The sequence below is a fragment of the Pseudoalteromonas sp. SK18 genome, from assembly GCF_001974855.1.
Classification (GTDB): Bacteria; Pseudomonadota; Gammaproteobacteria; order Enterobacterales; family Alteromonadaceae; genus Pseudoalteromonas.
The window spans coordinates 100,720-122,434 of record NZ_MTQB01000010.1 but is presented as its reverse complement, the minus strand read 5'-3'; the positions used below and the strand labels follow the sequence as shown (position 1 = coordinate 122,434).

The following is a 21,715-nucleotide window of genomic DNA, read 5'->3' as shown; positions in this document are numbered from 1 at the left end:
ACTTTATTGATTTCGCTTATTAGCAATTATCATTAGCTTTTTACTATAAGTACTTATTGAGTGGTCTGAAAGTAACTTTCCGAATGGTAGTGATTTAACAATTAATGCCTTTATTCGATAAGTAAAGCTAACAGAGTAAAGTACTCTCACGTCACTAAAGTCGCCTGGTTTACAGTTAGTTAGATAACGCATATTTCCTGCATGCATATATCTACCGAACTTATCAGATAACCACTTTGAAATTGGCTCACCAACACTAGGAATAAATCTCAAAAGAAAACTTGCCGTTGAAATAGCAACATCCCCAGGAGGTAGCATTGATACAGAGTCGGCAGCGTTAACTAAGCGGTGAATAGGTGTCTTAATGTTATTAACCCAATCATCATTTCCTACACGAGGGGAGCCAAAGGTATAGCATGCAGCAATACCACCTTTATGAGTAAGGTATTTTGTAGCTACTATAGCTAAAGCACCACCTAGGCTATGCCCAGTAATAAATAATGGTTTTTCTGAATATTGAGCTTTGTTGATTTCATCTTCCACTTCACGACGAACACAATCAAACGCATCTCTGAAGCCAGTATGAATATTACCTTCTGAGACTGCACATTTTGTTATATTAGCTTTAGTGTCAGACCTTATATCTTGTATGCTATCGGCTTCAGTTCCTCTAAAACTCAATATGATATAACTTCCTGCATCTACAAGTATTGCTTGTGTGTCATTGTTATCAAAAGTTTTTAAAAGTTTAAATTTAAATTCGTTAAGGTTACCTTCTAGTTTAGCTTTCTCTATCGTATGGTCGTAATTTATTTTATTTATTAGTGCTGAAACTATCTTAGAGTTTTTATTCCCAACAAGAGACTCCACATTTTTAATAAAATGATCTCTTATGAACTCAGTAGTTCCGTTTTCAGGAAATAACGGGTTAAATCTTATATATGCTAACTCAGCCATCACTGACATTATCCATGCAGTTCTGTCACTATAAGCTTGTCGATACGTAGGTAGTTTTTTTGCTAGTAATTGCTCTGCTTTTGTAGCATCGTCTTTACATATAAAATATTTATTGGGCATATATAACTAATTCCTTGTAACTTTAATGGTAGATATTTTTTATTATAGTTAGCTTGTTCACTGTGTATTATTGAACCACTATTCGGTTGTATATTAGCCAGATTTATTGACTTTAGCGAGGATTACATTTTTTGCTTGTATTTTGTACACACTTTTCTTTTATTTCCATTGATATTGCATGAAGAAGTTATACAAAACTAAATGAACTTTACAAAATAACATTACCTAGTTGATTAAATTTTACGATTTTAGAGAATGATTTAATACGTTCAGTTTTTCAAAAATTGATTGACTACTTTTAAGAAAAAACTCTTTAATTGTAGCGTCTAATCTTTCTTGAAGTCACGTTGCTTATACAATAAGCTCAAGCTATATAAAAATACAAGGATAAGCCTAATGGAGCCAATGTGTCATTATTAAGGGATATACAAAACTCAGCTGTAGATGCAAATGAGCCAATTTCGACACTACTTAGAAAGTGCAAAATATTAGCAGCAAGGCTCGGAAGCTCAGAGTTTAGTGCTTGGATAGAGTCTGAGCTTAATGGCTTTACCGATAGGGGTTTATTACCGGAATACCGAATCATGGCTGTAGCGTGCCGAGGCCATTTTTCTGGTGGCTTTGGTTCAGCTATGAATAATGCTGAAATACCTAGTCGTTGTATCCCTAAAGACTTCCGAGAGGGTCTGTACACGGTTTATCTTGCTCAGCCAGTATCTTCTCTCGAGTCGCTTATTCAAAGCTCTGACGGAGGCTCAGTTCAAGAGTTTTGGCCTGCTGATTTTACCGCTCATGTTGGGCAAAACATATATCAAGCAATGAACTGTCTTCAAGCATGGAAGGTTATTCCAGTTAATGCACTTGTTGGCATATTAGACATGATCCGGAATCGAGTATTAAATTTTGTACTAGAAATAGAGTCTGAAGCCCCTGAGGCTGGAGATGCACCACTGAATTCACAGCCTGTGGCAGAAGAAAAGGTCCAGCAAATCTTTCATACACACATCGCTGGTAATGTGCAAAATCTTGCTACAGGTAGTAATCATGTAAGGCAGCATGCTATTAATAATGAACAAAATGAAATATTCAATAAGTTGTTGCAAACCTTACTTGAAACAAATGGGACTGAAAAGTCTAAAGAGCAAATAATAGGTACGGTAGAAGAAATGCGTGACAGCCAAGGAACTGACGCTTTTAAAGTTAACTATAATAAGTTCATGTCTGTTTTATCCGACCATATGCAAGTTTATGGTCCTGTTGTAGCGCCGTTTTTACCGGCACTTACCGCAATTATCTAAAGTACTAAAAATCTTAGATAAACGTTTATATAGGCGCATAAATCATCGTTTGATACATTTCTAAGGTAGAGCGACATCGGTGCTAAAATCTATGTGGTATTTAACTATTGATGGTGTTTTTTATGAATAAGCCCAACATGAATACAGCCGATACTGATATCGATTTTATAAAGATAGTCACTGGTGGAAAAATGACCTATAGCTCAAACCCACTATGTGAAATTAAGGTTGTTAGTGCAGGCATAATATTTCGTGATGTAAATCTATTTAGGAAAAGCTTGTATTGGAATTTAACTTTTCTTGCAAAAGTAACTGGGGTTAGCGTTAAGACAATTGAACGCCATAAAAAGAACAATAAGCCTTTTAATCTATCGGCAAGTCAGAATATGTTGGAGCTAGCAAAGCTATCATTGGTTGGTGTTGCCTACTTTGGTGATGTTAATAGATGGAACCATTGGTTAACGACCCCACATATTCAGTTCCATAATAACAAGCCCACATCTGTTATTGACACTATACGCGGACGTGAGCTAATTAAACGGATTATTAGTGGGCTTGAACAGGGCTTTACTGCATAAAGAGTTGGTAATGTCATTTAAGCATTGGAGGTGTCATGGAGGTATTAATACCGTTTGGTAAAAGTAAAAATGGGTCACTAGTTTTTATAGATGAAGTTACCAGTGGGTTGGCATGTGATTGTGTTTGTATTAGTTGTGGAATGGCTCTTTCCGCTTTCTTTTTTCAAAACGGTATACGCAGAGATCACTTTAAACATGCCCCTAAGGTAAACTCAAAAGATAAGCCATGCGATATTAGCCCTAAAAGAGCTATATTTTGGCTATGCCGAGAAATCATATTAGATAATACCGAAATTAAAATTCCAAATTATGTTGTAAATCAATCTCTCGAAGGGGCGTTAGAAGCTATTCCAATAGTCGAGGCTAAGACTCATCATTATCAGTCTAATATTACACTTAACCCATCTAATGAAAGTGAACTAAGTGAATTAGCAATACTCCATACCAATGAATGCGATATAACTTTAGTCGTAACCTTTCATGATGAAATTTCTCAGTACAGAGTTAACACGGGCAAAAAGAGTGCTGTAATTGAAATAGATATATCAGATTTCAAAGAGTATATAGAAGGGTTAAAAAATAGTTATAGGCTTAATGTTGAGCAAAGGCTTCTAAATGACCTAAGTATAAAAAAGTGGCTTTACCACCCAGCTAAAATCGAGCGAATTACTCATTATTACAGATCCAAAAACCAAAAAAAGAAACTAGCAGAGAAAGCTGAATACCTCAAAACACTGAATGAGCAAGAATATACTACGGAATACAACCCTATATCAGGGATGAATTTCTCTAATTATAGACATGATGCAAAAAAATCTAATGCATATATCACGGACTTAAATGCTTCTCCTAAGCGATATGAAACACGGTGGTTTAGATGCCCATTCTGCCAAAATGTATGGGCTCACTCTACGGAGCATGTCTCATACTCGGTTGAAAAAATAGAGTGCACTGCATGCACTCGAATGGTTCATATTAGTAATTAGTACGTTTATATTTGGAATAAATAGTATATTGCTACATGACTAAGTAACGTAGTAAATACGTGTATAAAAAATAGAGTAAAGATTATTCAACGTAATTATCAATAATTAGCTACATATGGATATTACTACTCTTCTTTTTTAACCGCACTATTTGGATATGGAAGCCAATAAATTAAGGTGCCCAATTTAACTAATATTCCACTTTCATCTTGTTTTACAACAGATAATTTGTCCTGTGCCTTAGTAAATGATTGTGGACTTACTCCATGGAAATACTCTAAACCATATTGCACCCATATAGTTATGTCTAAAGGTTTGTTCCGCTGTTCTAATTGGGCAATTAAAGTTGCTTCTAGTTTCTCTACCCGTTTATTTTTACTACTTGCCTTAAAGTCACCTATGACTATAGAGTGCGCAGTTTCCAAAAATTGTGCGAAGCTTTTTAAAGTATTTATGATCCCTGGTGAATCTTTTAGTGCTAGCTTGAAGCATTGAATATTAGGCTGTTTTAAATTTAAACTTACAGCTATTTTTAATAATTTGAGAGCTGTTGATAGATTTTGTCTAATAGTCCTCGTTTTTAACTTTTTTGCATCTTTTTTCAACTTCAACTCAGTGTAATACGTATTTATTAGTCTGTGAGGTTGAGTTCCAATAGGGAAGAAATTGAGAGTATTTTGTATATGAAGTGTGTCAGATATCAATGATTGATCAAGCTCTGATAAATTATATCGACCAAGGTATGTTAGCCACTGCTTAAAGTACAGGTAGCGCCTTAAAGTAGCAATGCTTAACTCACTGGCTAAAATTTGTTGGCTTGGTATTTTTTGATGCTTAGAGTCAAGGTACTGAAAAAGCTTTATATACCTATTTATTTTACTAACGATTTGATTTATTGGCTTATATGTCAAAAGCCACTCTGAAAATGTAACCCACTCATTTTTTATTTCCGGAGTCTCTAAGCACTTAAGGCATATCAGAACCCGTTTTTTGAAAAGTGCTTTTTTATAACAGAGTTCGCATTGCTTGCCTCTTCCAGCAGGCATTTCATCATTACACTCAGGACATTTTATATACCCTATTTCCTTGCATTTACGACATATAGAGCCATTGATATCGTATGCAAAAATGGGTCTATAGCGTCTACATCTTTGACATGTTTTATGCTCACTGTTGCGACAGCTATTACATATCCTTATTTTATCGCTAGATTTCAAATTTCGACTTAGGGCTTTGCTAGATTTACCGCACTTTTCACAATGCTGTTCAGGGCGGTAGTATAAGGAGCAGCTATTGCAAACGGGACCACCTTTAGTTAGTTTTCCTATAGGTCTATTTATGCGCCCACACCTTAAGCACGGGCGACGTTTTAAACATTCGTTACAAATACTGTTAGGGATTGAACGCAGTAGACGCTTTGATTTCCCACATTGTGTACAAGGCTTGCTTATAAACTCCCTCGCATAGCATGTAGCGCAGTACTTTATCCCAAAAAAATTACGATGAATATGATTTACAGATTTTCCGCATTCGTCACAATGTTGAGCCATGTTATTGTTTCTTCATGTGGTATTTTCGGAGGAGACGCATCCATTTTCTTTGGACTGCAATTTTTGATTTAGGTCTTAAATTTTTGTTCAGTCGGTTTGTCTTGTATTTCTTTTTCGATGGGGGAAGGTCAAATAATAATTGCTCTAACAAGCTCGGTATCACTTGTCTTGAATCGAATAGAGATGTCAGATTTAGCTTGGCTTTGGAGCACTCTACGAAAAACTCATCAAAGCGAAGAACAAACACATGGTAGCATTGGGCCATTAATTGTTCCCTGAGTGTAAAGTTGGACGCTTCATAAGCAATTCCTTCATTCAAGTCTGAAACTTTTGGTGTGCTGCCTAGTTCTTTAAAAACTATTTGGCTAAGAGAAGATTCTGGGGAGTTGTTTGCTTTTCTAATAACCTGTAAAAGTAAATGAGTTACTGTGAAGTAGTCTAAGCTAGTACAAGTGATTCTTTTTCCTAACATACCAATGCCATTATGTAGGGTTTCATCAAGTGTATTCTGCATTTTTAATGCTGAAGGATTACAGCTCGTCGATAGGTTATGGGTGGTTAAATTTGTTTTGCACTGATAACAACAAGCAAGAGAGGTAGCATCAGGAGTTAATTTATGTGGAAGAAAATAGGCTCCGCACTGTTGGCAGGTTTGCTGTAGTTTCACATGATGATGCTCACAACAGGTATGCCAAGCAAAGCGCCAAGAGAGTCTTATATAAGGCGCTCTATCTGTTGAGAAGCAAATAGGACAGTACTGTGTGGCAATGGAACGACGTAAGTTTCTACACCCTAATGGTAACAACCATGGCCAGCTTCCATGAACAGGTAATTCGTTGGTAATTTTATCAATAAAAATATTATCTAGGAAACTAAGCCTTATTTTTTGCGACACAAGTCCTGTTTGAACTGCTAATTCTTTTAGTTGTTCAACGGAGATACCTCTATCAATATCTGACGTCCAAATTCTTTTTTCAGGCCAAAAATAGGCAGCGATCGCAAGAGGTGAAATACCATTCTTTAATGCGAGTCTAATAATCCAAGATGAAAATATTTCATTTTGTTGCAGTGGCGTAGTTAGTAGCCACTTTGGATTTACAGGGATATTTCCCTGATGCCACGTGTAGGTCTGACCCATGATTTTGACTTTATTATATCGATGTCAATAAATTCCTTACCAGAGACAATTGCTTCAGTCGCACATTCAATGATAAGACGATGTAAATCACCTAAATTACCTCCAGAGTAAGCATGAAGTAGTTTGGCTAGCTCGGGTGTGTGTAGTTTTGATGGCTGTTTCAGTGGCAAAACCTTTTCAAAACTTCCGAGGACTTTTTGAAATTCAACATCTAGCTCCCACAAGGGCAGGGATAATACGTCAAACCGACTGGCATGCTGAGGATCCGTATGTAAAACTCTTACAGATTCTTTTGTACCAACACCAACTACAGGTATCGCTAGTTCATTACATAATAATTTTATAGCGTTCATTACTTCACGTTGTTTAATTGGCGAGCCTGTAAGTAATGAGTGAAATTCATCAATTATGAGCATATTTACTTTACAGCTTCGAAATAAGTGTATGACTTGGTATCTTAGCTTCGCTTTAGCATCAGTTGCCCTGTATGGCGTGAAAAACTCTTCTAAGAGAGAAATATATAGGCTTTTTTCATCAGCACTAGGAGGTGATTCTGCTAAGATAATTGGTTTAACAGGATCTTGATTTTCGTTAACATATGCTTCGCCGCATAAATCAAAAAAACGCCTAATTATGGTTGTTTTACCATTATTGGAGTCACCAACTAAAAGTAAGTTACGCATTCTTGGCTTGTTAGGTTTGAGCATTAACCCCTGTAAGGTATCTAACGTTTCTTTAGCCTTGCTATAACCTATCCAACGAGGCATATCCATAAAGTTAATTCTTTCTTTATCGGAAAGGTTAATAATATGCCTAAAATCAGGGTGAATGTGATCTAAGTTCATTATGATATATCCGTAAAGCTATCAATGTTATCTAGCAAAACTAGAGCCGCACTATCAGAAGTTTTTATTGGGATTTTGCTCTTTAGAGGGTTGGTTGGCTCCAGTTTTTTTGCATACTCGGTTTGTTTTTGTCGTTGACGACGCGCTTTCTTAGTTTTTTGACTTGCTTCATTTATTATTTCACGCATGTAAGTGAGCGCATTCAAAATCTGAGCTTCATTAGCTGATGTATTACCTTGCTCTTTTAGTTTCTTCTTTGCTATTTCAAGCTCCCACAAGCTCATACTTGGTAGAGATTGATCCGCGTAAGGAATTCTAAAGTATTGTTTTAACTCAGGATCAAAAAACCATAATACACTGATATCACGGGGGTCACGACGGAAAATAAATTTTCTTTTTTTATTTGTCTCAGGGTCTTCTGCATTTATCCAAGGCCTTAATGCTTCTGAATAATAAAAAATTTTATCAATCTGTATTCCTGAGGATTGAACTGTTCTATAAATGACAGGAAGGAAATCAAGCATAAGTTTTTGTTTGTCATTATGCCTAGGAGGCATACCAATTCCAGGCTCGTTGTTACTCCCAAAAATACCGATTTCCCACTTTTTAATAGGCGACATACCTAATGATGTATGCTCTTTTTGATGGTAAACACGGCAAATTAAATTCACCAACCACTCTTCAAATTCACTCTTTGTTAGCGCTGCATTTTTGTCTGAGTCATATTCATCGCGATCTTTGATTGAAGAGAAAGTTGTACCAGGTAATTTATGAATTTCCTTTAACAAAGTTCCGAGTAAACGCTCTACATGCCCCCCATATCTCGGTGTTTTTACAGGGCGGAATTCAAGGTTTATACCATAAGTTGCACATGATTTTTTAAAGTTATTTGAACGAAAATCGGCACCATTGTCTACATGAATGGTTCTTGGAAACCCCCAAACAGGCCAATCTGCATTTACATTGTGAAGAATTAGCCAGTCTTCTTTCGGAATAACCATATGGGAAACGCACATACTTAATGATGTTTCAGAAGGCGGGTCGAATGATAAAAAATACCCAACAACCATGCGGGTATTTATGTCCATAGCCAATGTGATCCAAGGACGTCCTAGCGGAAGTCTATGCTCATCATCTACTAGAATTATATCAGCAGGGGTATGGTCAATTTGAACAACTGCTAGAGGGTAATCAGCATTAGGAAATTGGCCAGCTGTTGGGGTGAATTTATTTTTCGCTTTTTCTTTTTGCCCTCTACGCCACAATGATTCTTTCTCTGGAATTGCTAAAATTCTTTTTCTTACTGTTGATGGGCTAGGAGGCTCAATATTTCTCAGATGACATATTCGTTTCACTTCATCGACTGTCGCCTGTACTGTAACTTTTTGCTTTGTTAAATAATAATCTTGTATCACTTCTTGTATAAGTGACTCCTTCTCATGTTCTATACGCCAATCTCCTGATTGAACTCCTCTTTTTTTGGGGACTAATGAAATAATATTTCCACTTGTATTAAATCGCTTTATCCAGCGATATAGTGTTGCTGTATTTATATCGTGTTGCTCTGCAACCTTAGTGACTTCATGACGACCATATTGAGGAAATTCTAATAAAGTTTTTATTATTGAATATCGCTTTTGTGCAACTTGCCAATCTGGATCTGATATGTGTTGTAGGTCAACGGTGTCTGAGGGCGAAGAATTTTCTTCAATGGGAGATAGCTCTTTAATTCTTAATAATTTTGCTCGACCATCAGAAGTACTAATGCCAATTATTTGATCGAAATCTATTAATTCTGATATTTTAAAGTGTTCACTCTCAAACTTTACATAGTTACCTACAGTAAGGTTTATAGGAGTTCTTTCAATTTTATAGGAAAGTTCATCGCTCATAGGTCTTCCATCCATATGATGGTATTTTCATTTAATGGTTCTTGCATGTTGCAGGATACAAATCTTTTTGCAATTAGTTGCCAGAGCTGTGCAATACCTTGGGCTTTATAGATACCGCAATAATGCCTATTAAGAACGTAATTCAGTTTAACACAGCCCATTTCTCTAATAGTTTTTAATAATTCAGCATTTTCTTGTTCACAAAAGTGCATTCTTGAAAAAGGTTCTAAGAAGCGAGCGTTTTTATATAGCTGATCGTGAATTCTTGCTTCATTAAATATTCTAAACGACCACCCTTGCTCTTTAGCAAAGCTAATAGCAGCTTTGTATTTTGAGCTCCAGTCTCTCCAGTTAGTCAGTAGTTGAGTCATTGGCTTCACCTCCACTAGTAATGGCTTTGGATACTTGTGATAGCTGTTTTCACCTAGTTTAGAATAAACCAAATAGTCAGGAGTGTATTTGTAAATACGCTTATTATTTATTCTAAAAGGTATTTCACATGGTTGAGCAATAATATCTAGGATGTTAGGGGCGTATTCATGACGAATTAAAAAGTCTCTTTCTAGGGTAGATTCAAAATCTATTTGAGAGTGCCCTTGAAAAATGTATGAGCCTGAAACACTTCTTCTCGTTGGGCCTATTTTTCTAACTTGAGTCATAGTCATTTTGTCGCACCTATAAATGCATTTTTGAGTGAATTTCGTACTAAAAAGAAAAATTATCGTCGCATTAAAAGGCAATTAATCCATATTAAAGCGGTGTTCCTGTACTGATTGTCGCATTAATTAATGAAAATGACAGTTCGTCTAACCCTAAGCCCGGTGAAATATCGTTAGCGCATAATGGTGTGTTGTTTTTAGATGAGCTGCCTGAATTCGAGCGTAAAGTGCTGGATTCATTACGAGAGCCTATGGAAACCGGAACTGTGACTATTTCGCGCGCGGCAAGGCAAATGGAGTTTCCGGCGCAGTTTCAGCTAATTGCTGCACTTAATCCTAGCCCAACTGGGTGTCATCATGATAAGCGGGCGACACCCGATCAGGTAATGCGCTATTTATCGCGAGTATCGGGGCCGTTTATTGACAGAATTGATTTGCAAATTGAACTACCAAGGTTGAGCAGCGTGGAGTTACAAAGTACAACTACAGAAGAAACCAGTGCTGAGGTGAGGGCACGAGTAGAAGCCGCTTATGCCCTTCAGCTAAAACGCCAAGGTAAAGTAAATGCTCGGCTGAATAACAAAGAAATGAGCTTACACTGTGAGTTACCACCAGCAGAGCTGCAGTTTTTAGCTAGAGCCAGTGAAAAGCTGGCGTTATCGCCGCGCTCTTATCATAGAGTAATTAAAGTGGCGCGGACGATAAGTGATTTAAAAGGAGCACCACAAATTAGTTTAAATGAGCTTAAAGAAGCACTTAATTATCGGGCATTTGAGCGTTTATTATCGCAGTTAACCCAATACTAGGGCTTTAAATTGACAGCATATAGCCTTTGCCGCGAACGGTGACGATACGTTTTTGATCTTTTTCATCGTTCAGCTTTTTACGTAAACGACCCACTAACACATCTACTGTGCGATCGTTGGGGCTCCAATCAGGCTGGCCAATATCTTCTGATATTTTTTCACGGGAAGTCGCTTTACCTGCATTGCCGATTAAACAAATAAGCACTTTATGTTCAGCTTCAGTGAGTCGTGATTCAATTCCACTGGCTGTAATAAGGGTGCGATTATCTGGATGAAGCTTAAAATCGGCGTATTCAATAAATTCTTCACTGTCATCGTCGCTTTGATTATTGGCAACACGTTTGTATAGTGCGCGCATTCTTAGCTCGAGCTCAAGTAAATCTACCGGCTTGCAAATATAGTCATCGGCACCTTGAGCAAGGCCTGCAATACGATCGGCTTGTGAGTCACGACTCGATAATAAAATAACGCCAATATCGGTGAGCGTATTTAACTCTTTGGCAAGTTGTAAACCATTGCGCTTTGGCAGCACAATATCAATTATTGCCAAGGAAATCGTATTGCGCTGATTTACACGGCTTTTAACAATACTTAATGCATCGGCCCCTGTGGGGTCAACGTCAATAGAAAACTCGGTATTTATAAAATGGTTTTGGATGCGTTTTACGAGTAATTCGTCATCCTCAACCAGTAAAACATTAATTGCCATAGTCTGTTATTTTTTTAGTTGCAGCTTTGCATATTAGCATTATTAATGGTCTGCATAACACAGAGATTATTGTTTTTCGGTAACATTATATTACTAATTGGTCTAATAGCATTACTTTTGTAATACGCACTTTTTATTTCATTGACAAAGTGCGCATTCAAAGGACTACTGGCCGTACATTGAGTCCCACCATTGTGGTTCATTTTTTAGCTTTTTGTCAAAGTAAGCCAGCATAGTGCTCCACCAATTAAACCGTTTATCGCGCGCAAATATTTGGTGATCAGCCCCCTTGTACTCTATCATTTCAACGTCTTTATTAAGCAGTTTTAGGGCTGTGTACATAGTTAAGCTTTCGCCCACAGGCACATTGGTATCACTGTCACCATGAATAAGCAGTAATGGTGTATTTACTTTATCGGCATGAAATACAGGGCTATGCTGGCTGTAAAGTTGAGGATTATTCCACGGGAAGCTATTTTTTGAGGCTTCGCCTGAGTATAAATAACCCCACCATCCTTCACCCCAGTATGACGTTAAGTTTGAAATACCGGCATGCGCAATAGATGCGCTAAACATATCGGTTTTGGTGGCAAGCAGCATAGTCATAAAGCCACCATAAGACGCCCCAAGATTACCTACTTTGCTACTGTCTACAAAACTGTATTTAGCTAAAAATGCCTCTGTGCCTTGGATAATGTCATCGGCGGTATAGTCGCCCCATGCATTCACATGTTGTGCTGAAAAAGTTTGCCCAAAGCCCGTTGCACCGGTCGGTTGTAAAACATAAACCACATATCCGTTTGCTGCCCATAAGTTAAAAGGGTAACGCCCAGTAAACCCACGTGTTACTGGTGAGGTGCCACCATAATAATACACAAGAGCAGGGTACTTCTTGGCTTTATCAAGATTGCTTGGCAGATAAACACGGCCAGAGATTTCTACGCCACGCTTATTGGTAAAGTTAAATTCTTCAAGCGCAGGAATAGCCGTATTGGCATACGCAATCGGGTTTGAATCCCAAATGAGCTCTACCTTGTTTTTACTTACGTCGAAGCGCTTGAGTTGTTGAGCGCTCGACGCATTACTGCCACTAATTAATAACTGGGCATTACGTGTATTTGAAAAACTAAATTGTTGCACAATATCAAAGCCCGTATTTAGCTTTTTAAAGCGCTGCTTACTTAGATCAAATAAATACAGTGGTTGGGTGTCTTTTTCTGTCACTTTGATTAGCGCATCACCATTGCTTAGTACTTCTAATGTGCCAATCGCAGGGTTAAACTGTTTACTTAACGCCGTTACTTTTTTTGCGTTATCAGTTAGTAAGTACAGCTGCCCATCGTAATTATTAGCCAGCATATTCTTTGGTAATGTTCTGCCTGCACCATTTTTAAAATCTGGGCCTGCAACTACGTAAATGTCGCTTACGGCATATTTTGCTTGATTAAAGGTTTTAAACTTACCTAGTGATTTTAGGCTATTAGATTTTAATGTAAGTTCAACTAGCTCAGTTTCTGGATGTGTTGAAGCTTGCATTGCCATAACAGGGCGACTAATTAATAGTTTTCCACGGTTACTGTTTGCATCTTCAAGGCGATGGCTTAATACACCTTCAGTTAGGGCTTTGGTTAAACCACTTTTGGTATCGAGTAAGTATAATTGGCTAACGGTACGAGCATATGACCAACGATCTTGAAGGCCTTTATGGTGTTTGGTTAGGCTGTTATTTTCTTCAGGCGATTTTGACCAACTAAATAAAATACTGCTGTCGTTATAAAAGCTGAAGTTACTTGCGCCTTCAAGGCCAGAGGCTAAGGTTTTAATTGTTAAGTTTTTACGGTTTAGTTGCTTTAATTCATTGTTGAGTAAATAAACTAAAAATTGGTTATCAGGGCTCCAAATGAACTGACTTGGCTGGGCTGCTTCAAATCGGTATAGCGTCTGGTTTTTAGTATCTTTTAGCTCAGTAATGGTATGTGCATCATTGCCAGTTTTATCACTATAGCGCTTAGTTGTGCTTAAGTAATGCTTAGCATCTGGAGACAATGAGAGGGCACTAATAGTAGGTGCATCGAATAACTGCTTTGCTGATAAACGTTTGGTTTTATTGGTGGTTAGGGTGACAACATCAGTGTCTGCTTTTGGCACAAACTCTAAGCTAACATCATTCCAATTAGCAACCTGTTGGGCGATGAGAATAACAGTATGTGAGCCGTTATTTAAAGCAAGCGGGTAGCTTTGGCTTTCACCAGTTTGCTTTTCACCGTTAATAAAAACCTGGCCTTGCTCTATTCCTGTAATGTTTAAGGAGCCTTGTGTAAATCGGTTCGTTTCAATATGAAATTTAAGTGCCTGTAAACCGCCTAAGGTAAGCGCGTTAATTTTATCAAGTGGCTGCCACTTGTGTTTTTTTCCAAATACAACAAAACTTTCAGTATTAGATTCAAGTTGTGTCAATAAATTGCTAATAACCACGTCACCATGGGGTGTCTGAAATGGCTTGGCTTGCATGCCTTCTGCAAGCGGACCAATAAATTGGATTTTTGATTGATCGAGTGGTGCGGCTAATGTCGTTAAACTCAAGCTACTTAATGTAAGTAGGGTTGCCAAGTAAGTAAAACGTTTTGCGTAACGATACCAAGATGCGCTTAAATTCATTGTTATGCCTATTATTATTGGGTATTTGGCCAAATATAGCATGTATTGTTATGATGCTCATATATCCAATATAGAGGAAAAAAAGTGACACTATTAATCATTTACATGGTTACAGCGATTGTGATTTCGTTTTTGTGTTCAATAATGGAGGCGGTGCTATTAAGCATTTCGCCTAGTTATGTTGCATTGCTGCGCAAAGAGCGCCCAGTGCTGGCGAAGCAGCTTGAAAAGCTAAAAAGTAATATTGATCAGCCATTAGCAGCTATTTTAACGCTCAATACTGTTGCCCATACTGCTGGTGCGGCAGGGGTAGGCGCACAAGCTGCCGTGGTGTTTTCAGATGCTGCAGTGGGGATTGCATCTGCGATTATGACTTTATTGGTGTTGGTGTTATCTGAGATTATTCCAAAAACCTTGGGTGCCAACTATTGGCGTGCTTTAACACCGAGTGTGACTTATGGTTTACGTATTTTGGTGTTAGTACTTAAGCCGTTTGTATGGGCTGCACAAAAGCTAACCAATTTGATGGGGCAAAAGCATAATGAGGCCTATTATATTCGCCAAGAAATAGAAGCGATGGCCGATATTGGCAGTGAGTCAGGGGCGCTTCATGCAGATGAATCAGAGATCATTCGCAACTTACTGCACTTTAGACATGCAAAACTAACCGATTTAATGACTCCGCGTACGGTTATTTTTAAAATTCATAAAGACCTTACTGTTAATCAGTACTTAAGTGAACATGGCTCTTCGTCATTCTCTCGAGTGCTAATTTACGACAAAGATGCTGACGATATCATAGGGTTTGTTCATAAAAACGATATCATGTTGGCATACCACCGCTTAGGTACAGACTACAAAATTAGTAAGCTGGTTAAGCCTATTTATACGGTACCGAGTACGCAAAACGTGTCGTCGTTATTACAAACATTACTCACCAAGCGTACCCATATTTGTTTAGTGATCGATGAATACGGTGATGTACAAGGAATTGTAACCCTAGAAGATATGATAGAAGCGTTAATGGGTTTAGAAATTGTTGATGAGCGAGATCAATCTACCAATATGCGGGCCGTGGCTAAGCAACGTTGGCATCAACGTTTAGCTGATAGTGAACATATCGTCAGCGCCGATGATAACGAACCTCGTTAGGAGGTCTGTAAATATCAACAGACAAAGGTCAGCAGGCCCTAGTTATTATTTGTTTTAGTGGCTGTTTTTATCCAGTGCTGTGCCCATGAGATAAATTCAGCTTTTGCTTTTGGGCAGCTAAACAAAAATCCTTGTATAGTTAAGTCTGTTTGATAGTGCTTTAGGTAGGCAAGTTCTTCTGGGCGCTCAACACCCTCAGCAACAAGTTGTAGCTGCTCTTGGCTAGTCATATTAATTAATGAGCTGACCACCACTTGCGAAAACTTATCGGTTTCAATATGGCTTATAAAAGAGCGGTCTATTTTAACTTCAGTGAAAGGAAGTTGTTTTAGTTGATTAATATTAGTAAAGCCAGTACCAAAGTCATCCAGCGAAATACCAAAACCAAATATTCTGAATCTATTTAAGGTTTCTAACTGAGTATAGCTTGAAAGGGCATGTTGTTCGGTTATTTCAACAACCACATCACTGGGAAGCACGTCGTGCTTTTGTAATAGCAGTAATAACTTATTAGGACAGTTCAAATCATTTAACTGGCATGGCGACATATTAAATGACAACTTTAAGCTTTCTCCCAATTGCTCTTTCAGCTGTTTTAAGTCACTGCAGGCTTTTTCAAACAGCGTAAAAGTAATGTCATTGATTAAATCACATTGCTCTGCAAGGCTTATAAAGCGGCTTGGTAAAATAACGCGTTCGTTTTTATTTGAAACAATGCGAGCCAATACTTCAACACTTTGTATTTGGTTATTGTTTATATTTATTTTAGGTTGGTAATACGGTGTTATTTCATTATTTTTTAATGCGCTAATAAGCTTAGCTTTAGTAATTGGGCGCTCTTTTACAAGCGTATGGCTGTTTAACTGCGCTATTTTGGCAAGTAACGTATTTACCTGATTTAATTGCACAGGCTTGGTAAGGTTACCAACTAAATGCACATTGTGCTGCTTGGCTAAGTCAGCTGCTAGGCTGATTATTTTAGGGTCCATTTCAGAAATAATAACAATCGCACCGCAATAGCCTATTTCACCTAAATTACGAATTAACTCCATACCATCCATTTCTGGCATATTCAGATCAGTAAATATGGCGTCATAAAAGTTTATATCAGGCTTTACTTTCTCTAATGCTGTAACTGCGCTTAAGCAAGTAGTGACTTCTGGCATTTCGAGCTCATTAAAAATCGCTTTCATAACAATCAAAATGGCTTGTGAGTCATCAACAACAAGTATGTTTGGTAATTTAGTTCGCATTGGTGTCCTTGGTAGTTGTAGCTTACTTCCTGTAATACTAAAAATAGTCGCTTGAATAGTTTTTGTCAGTATTTCAGGCATTTTTACCTTAAATTATCGCTAATAAAATGATGCTAGCTCACTCGTGTTTTTTTGGTGGAAAGGTATACTAGCGGCATAATTTATAATGGTTAGAATAATGATAAAAGTCGATCTTTCTCTGGCAGAGCAACCGTTTACGCTGATGATAGCAGATCAGCAAGTTGTAAAAATATTTCATGATCAGCAAGTGATAGCATTTGAAAACCCACGTGAAAATTATGTCGAGTTTATGCTTGATGAGCAGTTAATTGGTATTGATAGCAGCGAAGTAAGCCAGCAAAGCTTGGCGCTATATGTAAATAATCAGTTTGCAACTCAGTTAGCTTTACCTGCAGCAGCACAAGGCGAACCTAAAAAAGGGTTTTTAGGGCTCGCGGCGCTTGGCTTTAAATTATTTAAAAGTGCTAAAGTTGTTAAAGTGGCGCTTGCCAGTGCATCGGTAGCGGGTTATGCGTGGCTGTTTACCATTGAGTTTGCGTTAATGCTGATTGCCTGCTTGGTGGTGCACGAGTATGGCCATGTACGTGCGATGAAGTATTTTGGTATTAAAACTAAAGGTATTTATTTAATTCCTTTTGTTGGCGGTTTAGCGGTGAGCGACGACAAAATTACCACGCGCTGGCAAGATGTGGTTATATCACTTATGGGCCCTGCCTTTGGTTTGTTTACTTCAGTGTTAGGCGTGGTGCTTTATTACGCTACGGAAATGGAAATATTTGCAGGTGTTGCAGTGCTTAGTGCACTACTTAATTTATTCAATTTACTGCCTATTTTACCGCTTGATGGCGGGCATGTATTAAAAAGCATTAGCTTTTCAATGCGCTCATGGGTTGGTTTAAGTGTGTGCTTACTTGGCGTGTTATTTGGTTTATGGCTAAGTTACACCTTTGGTTTAATGTTATTAGTGTTCTTTTTGTTTGTTGGGGCGCTGGAAATTGTGTTTGAATGGCGCGGTCGCCATTACTCACATTTACTACCATTAGATAAATACGGCCAAGGCTTCTCGGCAGTAATGTATGCGCTGGTAGTTGTAGGCCACGTAGCAGTGATGATGCATTTTGCAGATTCAGAAAACGCGATATTAAGCTTACCGATGAAGATTTTATCAAGCTAAGTAAGCGCGGGCTGTAATATAATTTACAGCCCAGTTAGATTAATAAAAGCTCAATATGAGTGAAATAAATACTCCAGTAATAATAAGCTGTACCACGCAAAACCCCATAATATCTTTAGCTTTTAACCCTGCAATGGCTAATACCGGTAATGCCCAAAAGGGTTGAATTAAATTGGTCCATGCGTCTCCCCACGCCACAGCCATAGCAACCCGCGCCATATCTGCACCAAGCTCTTGCGCTGCTGGTATAACAATAGGTGCTTGTACCGCCCATTGGCCGCCACCTGAGGGCACAAACATATTAACGAGTCCTGCACTTATAAAACTGTAAAATGGCAAGCTATCGGCATCAGCGATTGCAATAAAGCCTTGTGATATCTGCTGTGCTAATCCTGTATCGACCATTACCGCCATAATACCGGCATAAAAAGGGAACTGAATGACAATTCCCGCGCCACTCGGAATCGCTTGTTGTAGGCTATTTAGTAGGTTATGGGGTGTTTGATGTAGTGTGATAGCTAAAAATAAGAAAAGCCCTATCACACTGTTTAGGTTTAAGCCGCCACCTGCGATAAAAAAGTAATAGCCTAAGTAGGCAAGTCCGAGTAAACCAATACCCATACCTAACAGCTTACTTTGCTCTAAATGCTGAGCTGGGCGTGTTATTGTTACTTTATCGGCTAAAGTGTTCTTAAGCAGTAATGGGTCAATATAAACACTGTCTTTTTCATTTGGTAGCATATAGCGGTTAACCAGCGGCATAATAATAAATAAGCCAATCAGAATCGCAATGTTAAAACCTGCGAACAAGGTTTGCTCGGTGCCAATAATCCCCATTGTTGCCTGTGAAAAATGCCCTTCGCTGGCAATGGTTAGAGGTACGGAGCCTGCTAATCCGCCGTGCCACACTACAAAACCTGAGTAAGCACTCGCTACTAATAGCCGGTAATCCACTCGAGTCTGTTTGGCAATCGCTTTAGCAAATAAAGCCCCAATCACTAAACCAAACCCCCAATTAAGCCAGCTTGCTAAAAGCGAAATAAAAGTCACTAAAATAATGGCTTTTGGAGCTGTATTGGCAAGCGTTGCCAACTTTGTCAGTAACTTACTTATTAACGAGGTACTGGCGAGCATGTAGCCTGTTACTAATACCAATAGCATTTGCATGGCAAAGCTAAGTAAGTTCCAAAACCCGCTACCCCATGATGTTATTACCTCAAGCGTGGTTGCAGGGGTCGCTAAATCCGCAATGACCAAAGTGATAATGGTGAGCAAAATGACAAATATAAACGGATCGGGTAAGTACCGCTCTACAAGCTTGGTAAAAGGGCTGGCAACTTTATTAAGCATAATTAATAACCTAGTAAAAATTTACGTATTAATTAATCATGAAAAGTAGTGATTAGCAAATGGCGCAATAAATAAAATGACAACAAGGTAGGCTATAAGGCAGTGAAATAACTAAATACGTTGTTAGTTATATAACTAGCAAATACTAACTGTAGTCAGTATTTACTAGTGAGCTTAACTAAGTGTTGCTGAGCACCTGTTTTAAGCGATTTTGAACTTCTTGTACTAATAAGTCGGGCTGAAACTTTGATAAAAATGCATTACATCCCACTTTTTCTACCATGGCTTGGTTAAAGCTACCACTGAGAGAGGTGTTAAGCACCACATGTAAGTTTTTTAAGCGGTTGTCGTTGCGTATTTCATAGGTTAAGCGATAACCATCCATAGAAGGCATTTCGGCATCGGTAATCACCATTAGTAGCTCTTTTTCGACGTCTTTGCCTTCATCAGCCCAGCCTTTTAGCATTTGTAGTGCTTCTAAGCCATTACTAGCAGGGATGATTTCGATACCAAGCTGCGATAATGTATCGCTAACTTGCTTGCGGGCTGTTGGCGAGTCATCAGCATGCAGTATTTTACGCCCAGAGAATTCATTGACTATGGTTTGATCTAACACCCCTTCAGAAATATTAACCTCGTACTCAACTATTTCGGCCAGTACTTTTTCAACATCAATAATTTCTACCAAGTGCTCTATCCCGTCACGCTGTACTTTAGTCAGTGCGGTAATGTAATGATTTTTACCCACAGAGCTGGGCGGCGGCATAATATCAGACCAGGTCATATTTAAAATATGATCAACTTTGCCAATTAAAAAACCTTGGGTGGTACGGTTATATTCTGTTACTACGAGATTACAATCGTCGCTATGTTCTTTGTGTGACATAGAAATTGCTTGGCGTAGATCAATCACCGGAATAGATTCACCACGAATATTAGCAACACCCGTCACCTTAGGGTGAGAGTGCGGTATTTTGCTTAGACGGGGAAGCTTCACCACTTCTTTAATTTTAAATACATTGAGTGCGAATAAATGGCGGCTATGTAAATAAAAAAGTAGCAATTCTAAACGATTCTCACCTACAAGCTGAGTACGTTGATCAACTGACGCTAAAACACCTGACATAATAGATCCATTCTTTCCTCATAACTTAATAACTATAGTTTACTCTTATTTTTCTTCATAACGAACCTTGAATATTTCGATTACAGTAAAACGTTGCTTAGGTGTTATCATTTACAGTATCGTGTTACTAAATGATAAAAATAATCAATCGATTAACAAAAAATTATGCATCATATTTTAAAACGTATTGTTGTGCTGTTGCGCAGCCATATTGATCAGGTTAGTTGGCAATCTGTTGTAATAGCAACATCCTTACATATGCTACTTACTTGGAGTTTATTATTAGTGGCAAATGAGCAGGCCTTGCTTTCACCAGGGACTTTTTTTTACTACTACACGGTAACCACTTCAACGGTAGGGTATGGCGATTTAAGTCCATCAACAGATTTAGGTCGATGGATTGTTGCATTAATACAAATACCCTTTGGTTTGGCTTTATTTGGTGTCTTGTTAGGTAAAACAGGACAAACAGTAACTTACTTAATTAGGCGCGCTATGACTGGTGATAAAAACTTTGCTCACAGTAGCAACCACATTATTATTTTTGGTTGGCATAATGCTCGAACAAAAAAAATGATCGACTATATTTTGGCTGATACTAAACGTACAGATCGCCGTATTTTATTGGCGGTTACTGAACAAATAGAGCATCCATTCTTAAGTAATGAGAATGTTGATTTTGCTCGTTTGACTAGTTTTACTGATTTGGATGAGTTAGAGCGTGTAGCAATTCGCCATGCTGATAAAGTGATTATTGATGGTCAAGATGACGACCAAACATTTACTACCGCACTGCGTATTAGTCGTTTAGTTAAAGAAGATTGTCACATTAGCGCACACTTTTTTGATGAAACAAAAGTGGAAATGTTACTAGAGCATTGTCATAACGTAGAATGCAGTAGCACTAAGTCAGCAGAGATTTTGGTGCGCTCAATGCAAGACCCTGGCTCAAGTCGTGTTCAAGAAGAACTATTATCTACTTTGCATGGTGATACACAATTTAGTCTACAAATACCCAGTGATATAAAAACCATGGAGTTTGGTAAATTATTTCATCATTTTAAGTACGATCATGATGCAATATTATTAGGGGTGGCTCATAATTTAAGTGCAAAAAATATGGATTTAAATCCACCTTTAGATTACGCAGTAAATGCGGGTGATATACTGCATTATATCGCGCAAGAGCGAGTGTTGAGTGGTGAAGTTGATTGGCCTAGCTTGGAAAAATAATGACTGAAATTGCTTTTTTAATTATTGTTTTATGTGCTTACATTTTCCCTATTATGATAATTCTTAACAGTAAGCGTAGCCATGGCCATGAGAAAAATGGCTGGTTGGTCGGCGCTATTTTTTTCTCTTGGATAGCGCTTATTTTATATTTTTCAATTGTTCCCAAGCAAGGGCACGCAAAGAAAAAATAGTAGCAAGGGCAACGTTTGA

General features: G+C 38.1%; 18 protein-coding genes and 1 pseudogene. 8 read left to right on the top strand and 11 right to left on the bottom strand.

What is annotated here, in order from left to right:
* Positions 1-3: 3 nt before the first annotated feature.
* Entirely contained in the window at positions 4-1,077 is a 1,074-nt protein-coding gene (locus BW139_RS09695; protein WP_076919491.1) for a lipase family protein, read from the bottom strand.
* Positions 1,078-1,484: 407 nt separating this feature from the next.
* On the opposite strand from BW139_RS09695, the gene BW139_RS09690 reads away from it, so the two are divergent.
* The 3 genes from BW139_RS09690 (at position 1,485) to BW139_RS09680 (ending at position 3,939) form a co-directional block, all read left to right on the top strand.
* On the top strand, positions 1,485-2,375 hold the full coding sequence (locus BW139_RS09690) for a hypothetical protein (protein WP_076919490.1): 891 nt from the start codon (positions 1,485-1,487) through the stop codon (positions 2,373-2,375).
* 122 nt (positions 2,376-2,497) lie between these two features.
* Complete coding sequence (locus BW139_RS09685) at positions 2,498-2,953, top strand: antitoxin Xre/MbcA/ParS toxin-binding domain-containing protein (RefSeq protein ID WP_254844960.1); 456 nt, start codon at positions 2,498-2,500, stop codon at positions 2,951-2,953.
* Positions 2,954-2,988: 35 nt separating this feature from the next.
* The gene (locus BW139_RS09680) at positions 2,989-3,939 is read left to right on the top strand and encodes a hypothetical protein (protein ID WP_076919489.1); all 951 of its coding nucleotides are present in this window, start codon (positions 2,989-2,991) and stop codon (positions 3,937-3,939) included.
* Between the two features lie 125 nt (positions 3,940-4,064).
* Here BW139_RS09680 and BW139_RS09675 read toward each other — a convergent pair whose 3' ends face one another.
* From BW139_RS09675 to BW139_RS09655, 5 genes are all read right to left on the bottom strand, one after another.
* Positions 4,065-4,985 carry a hypothetical protein gene (locus BW139_RS09675; protein ID WP_076919488.1) on the bottom strand — a complete coding sequence of 307 codons (921 nt, stop codon included), beginning with the start codon at positions 4,983-4,985 and terminating at the stop codon, positions 4,065-4,067.
* Positions 4,986-5,490: 505 nt separating this feature from the next.
* Positions 5,491-6,627, bottom strand: a complete 1,137-nt coding sequence (locus BW139_RS09670; RefSeq protein WP_076919487.1) for a TniQ family protein — start codon at positions 6,625-6,627, stop codon at positions 5,491-5,493.
* On the bottom strand, positions 6,585-7,472 hold the full coding sequence (locus BW139_RS09665) for a TniB family NTP-binding protein (RefSeq protein ID WP_036955646.1): 888 nt from the start codon (positions 7,470-7,472) through the stop codon (positions 6,585-6,587). The genes BW139_RS09670 and BW139_RS09665 overlap by 43 nt, the downstream gene beginning before the upstream one ends.
* Positions 7,472-9,364 (bottom strand): Mu transposase C-terminal domain-containing protein, encoded by a 1,893-nt coding sequence (locus BW139_RS09660; RefSeq protein ID WP_217697117.1) that lies wholly within the window; start codon positions 9,362-9,364, stop codon positions 7,472-7,474. The genes BW139_RS09665 and BW139_RS09660 overlap by 1 nt, the downstream gene beginning before the upstream one ends.
* Positions 9,361-10,029 carry a heteromeric transposase endonuclease subunit TnsA gene (locus tag BW139_RS09655; RefSeq protein WP_036955651.1) on the bottom strand — a complete coding sequence of 223 codons (669 nt, stop codon included), beginning with the start codon at positions 10,027-10,029 and terminating at the stop codon, positions 9,361-9,363. Before BW139_RS09655 ends, BW139_RS09660 begins: the two co-directional genes overlap by 4 nt.
* A 134-nt stretch (positions 10,030-10,163) precedes the next feature.
* Here BW139_RS09655 and BW139_RS09650 point away from each other — a divergent pair.
* A pseudogene (locus BW139_RS09650) lies at positions 10,164-10,829 on the top strand (ATP-binding protein); the annotation flags it as partial.
* Positions 10,830-10,833: 4 nt separating this feature from the next.
* Here BW139_RS09650 and BW139_RS09645 read toward each other — a convergent pair.
* Both BW139_RS09645 and BW139_RS09640 read right to left on the bottom strand, forming a co-directional pair.
* On the bottom strand, positions 10,834-11,538 hold the full coding sequence (locus BW139_RS09645) for a response regulator transcription factor (protein ID WP_076919484.1): 705 nt from the start codon (positions 11,536-11,538) through the stop codon (positions 10,834-10,836).
* Positions 11,539-11,703: 165 nt separating this feature from the next.
* Positions 11,704-14,196 carry a S9 family peptidase gene (locus BW139_RS09640; RefSeq protein ID WP_076919483.1) on the bottom strand — a complete coding sequence of 831 codons (2,493 nt, stop codon included), beginning with the start codon at positions 14,194-14,196 and terminating at the stop codon, positions 11,704-11,706.
* A gap of 84 nt (positions 14,197-14,280) precedes the next feature.
* On the opposite strand from BW139_RS09640, the gene BW139_RS09635 reads away from it, so the two are divergent.
* Complete coding sequence (locus BW139_RS09635) at positions 14,281-15,348, top strand: hemolysin family protein (protein ID WP_008108284.1); 1,068 nt, start codon at positions 14,281-14,283, stop codon at positions 15,346-15,348.
* A gap of 38 nt (positions 15,349-15,386) precedes the next feature.
* Here BW139_RS09635 and BW139_RS09630 read toward each other — a convergent pair whose 3' ends face one another.
* Positions 15,387-16,601, bottom strand: coding sequence for an EAL domain-containing protein (locus tag BW139_RS09630; RefSeq protein ID WP_076919496.1), 1,215 nt, complete (start codon positions 16,599-16,601; stop codon positions 15,387-15,389).
* A 178-nt stretch (positions 16,602-16,779) separates the two neighbouring features.
* On the opposite strand from BW139_RS09630, the gene BW139_RS09625 reads away from it, so the two are divergent.
* Entirely contained in the window at positions 16,780-17,796 is a 1,017-nt protein-coding gene (locus BW139_RS09625) for a metalloprotease (RefSeq protein ID WP_076919482.1), read from the top strand.
* 39 nt (positions 17,797-17,835) lie between these two features.
* On the opposite strand, the gene BW139_RS09620 is transcribed toward BW139_RS09625, so the two are convergent.
* On the bottom strand, positions 17,836-19,146 hold the full coding sequence (locus BW139_RS09620; RefSeq protein WP_076919481.1) for a short-chain fatty acid transporter: 1,311 nt from the start codon (positions 19,144-19,146) through the stop codon (positions 17,836-17,838).
* A 178-nt stretch (positions 19,147-19,324) separates the two neighbouring features.
* Entirely contained in the window at positions 19,325-20,272 is a 948-nt protein-coding gene (locus BW139_RS09615; RefSeq protein WP_008468729.1) for a chemotaxis protein CheV, read from the bottom strand.
* Positions 20,273-20,437: 165 nt separating this feature from the next.
* Between BW139_RS09615 and BW139_RS09610 the strand changes: the two genes are divergently transcribed.
* Complete coding sequence (locus BW139_RS09610) at positions 20,438-21,505, top strand: potassium channel family protein (protein ID WP_008468731.1); 1,068 nt, start codon at positions 20,438-20,440, stop codon at positions 21,503-21,505.
* Positions 21,505-21,696, top strand: coding sequence for a hypothetical protein (locus BW139_RS09605; RefSeq protein WP_008108297.1), 192 nt, complete (start codon positions 21,505-21,507; stop codon positions 21,694-21,696). Before BW139_RS09610 ends, BW139_RS09605 begins: the two co-directional genes overlap by 1 nt.
* Positions 21,697-21,715: the final 19 nt, after the last annotated feature.

Coding starts and splice junctions, on each gene's coding strand:
- BW139_RS09685 (WP_254844960.1), top strand. CDS start 2,498: ATGAATAAGCCCAACATGAATACAGCCGATACTGATATCGATTTTATA.
- BW139_RS09655 (WP_036955651.1), bottom strand. CDS start 10,029: ATGACTATGACTCAAGTTAGAAAAATAGGCCCAACGAGAAGAAGTGTT.
- BW139_RS09610 (WP_008468731.1), top strand. CDS start 20,438: ATGCATCATATTTTAAAACGTATTGTTGTGCTGTTGCGCAGCCATATT.
- BW139_RS09605 (WP_008108297.1), top strand. CDS start 21,505: ATGACTGAAATTGCTTTTTTAATTATTGTTTTATGTGCTTACATTTTC.
- BW139_RS09675 (WP_076919488.1), bottom strand. CDS start 4,985: ATGCCTGCTGGAAGAGGCAAGCAATGCGAACTCTGTTATAAAAAAGCA.
- BW139_RS09640 (WP_076919483.1), bottom strand. CDS start 14,196: ATGAATTTAAGCGCATCTTGGTATCGTTACGCAAAACGTTTTACTTAC.
- BW139_RS09625 (WP_076919482.1), top strand. CDS start 16,780: ATGATAAAAGTCGATCTTTCTCTGGCAGAGCAACCGTTTACGCTGATG.
- BW139_RS09680 (WP_076919489.1), top strand. CDS start 2,989: ATGGAGGTATTAATACCGTTTGGTAAAAGTAAAAATGGGTCACTAGTT.
- BW139_RS09615 (WP_008468729.1), bottom strand. CDS start 20,272: ATGTCAGGTGTTTTAGCGTCAGTTGATCAACGTACTCAGCTTGTAGGT.
- BW139_RS09670 (WP_076919487.1), bottom strand. CDS start 6,627: ATGGGTCAGACCTACACGTGGCATCAGGGAAATATCCCTGTAAATCCA.
- BW139_RS09630 (WP_076919496.1), bottom strand. CDS start 16,601: ATGCGAACTAAATTACCAAACATACTTGTTGTTGATGACTCACAAGCC.
- BW139_RS09620 (WP_076919481.1), bottom strand. CDS start 19,146: ATGCTTAATAAAGTTGCCAGCCCTTTTACCAAGCTTGTAGAGCGGTAC.
- BW139_RS09695 (WP_076919491.1), bottom strand. CDS start 1,077: ATGCCCAATAAATATTTTATATGTAAAGACGATGCTACAAAAGCAGAG.
- BW139_RS09660 (WP_217697117.1), bottom strand. CDS start 9,364: ATGAGCGATGAACTTTCCTATAAAATTGAAAGAACTCCTATAAACCTT.
- BW139_RS09645 (WP_076919484.1), bottom strand. CDS start 11,538: ATGGCAATTAATGTTTTACTGGTTGAGGATGACGAATTACTCGTAAAA.
- BW139_RS09665 (WP_036955646.1), bottom strand. CDS start 7,472: ATGAACTTAGATCACATTCACCCTGATTTTAGGCATATTATTAACCTT.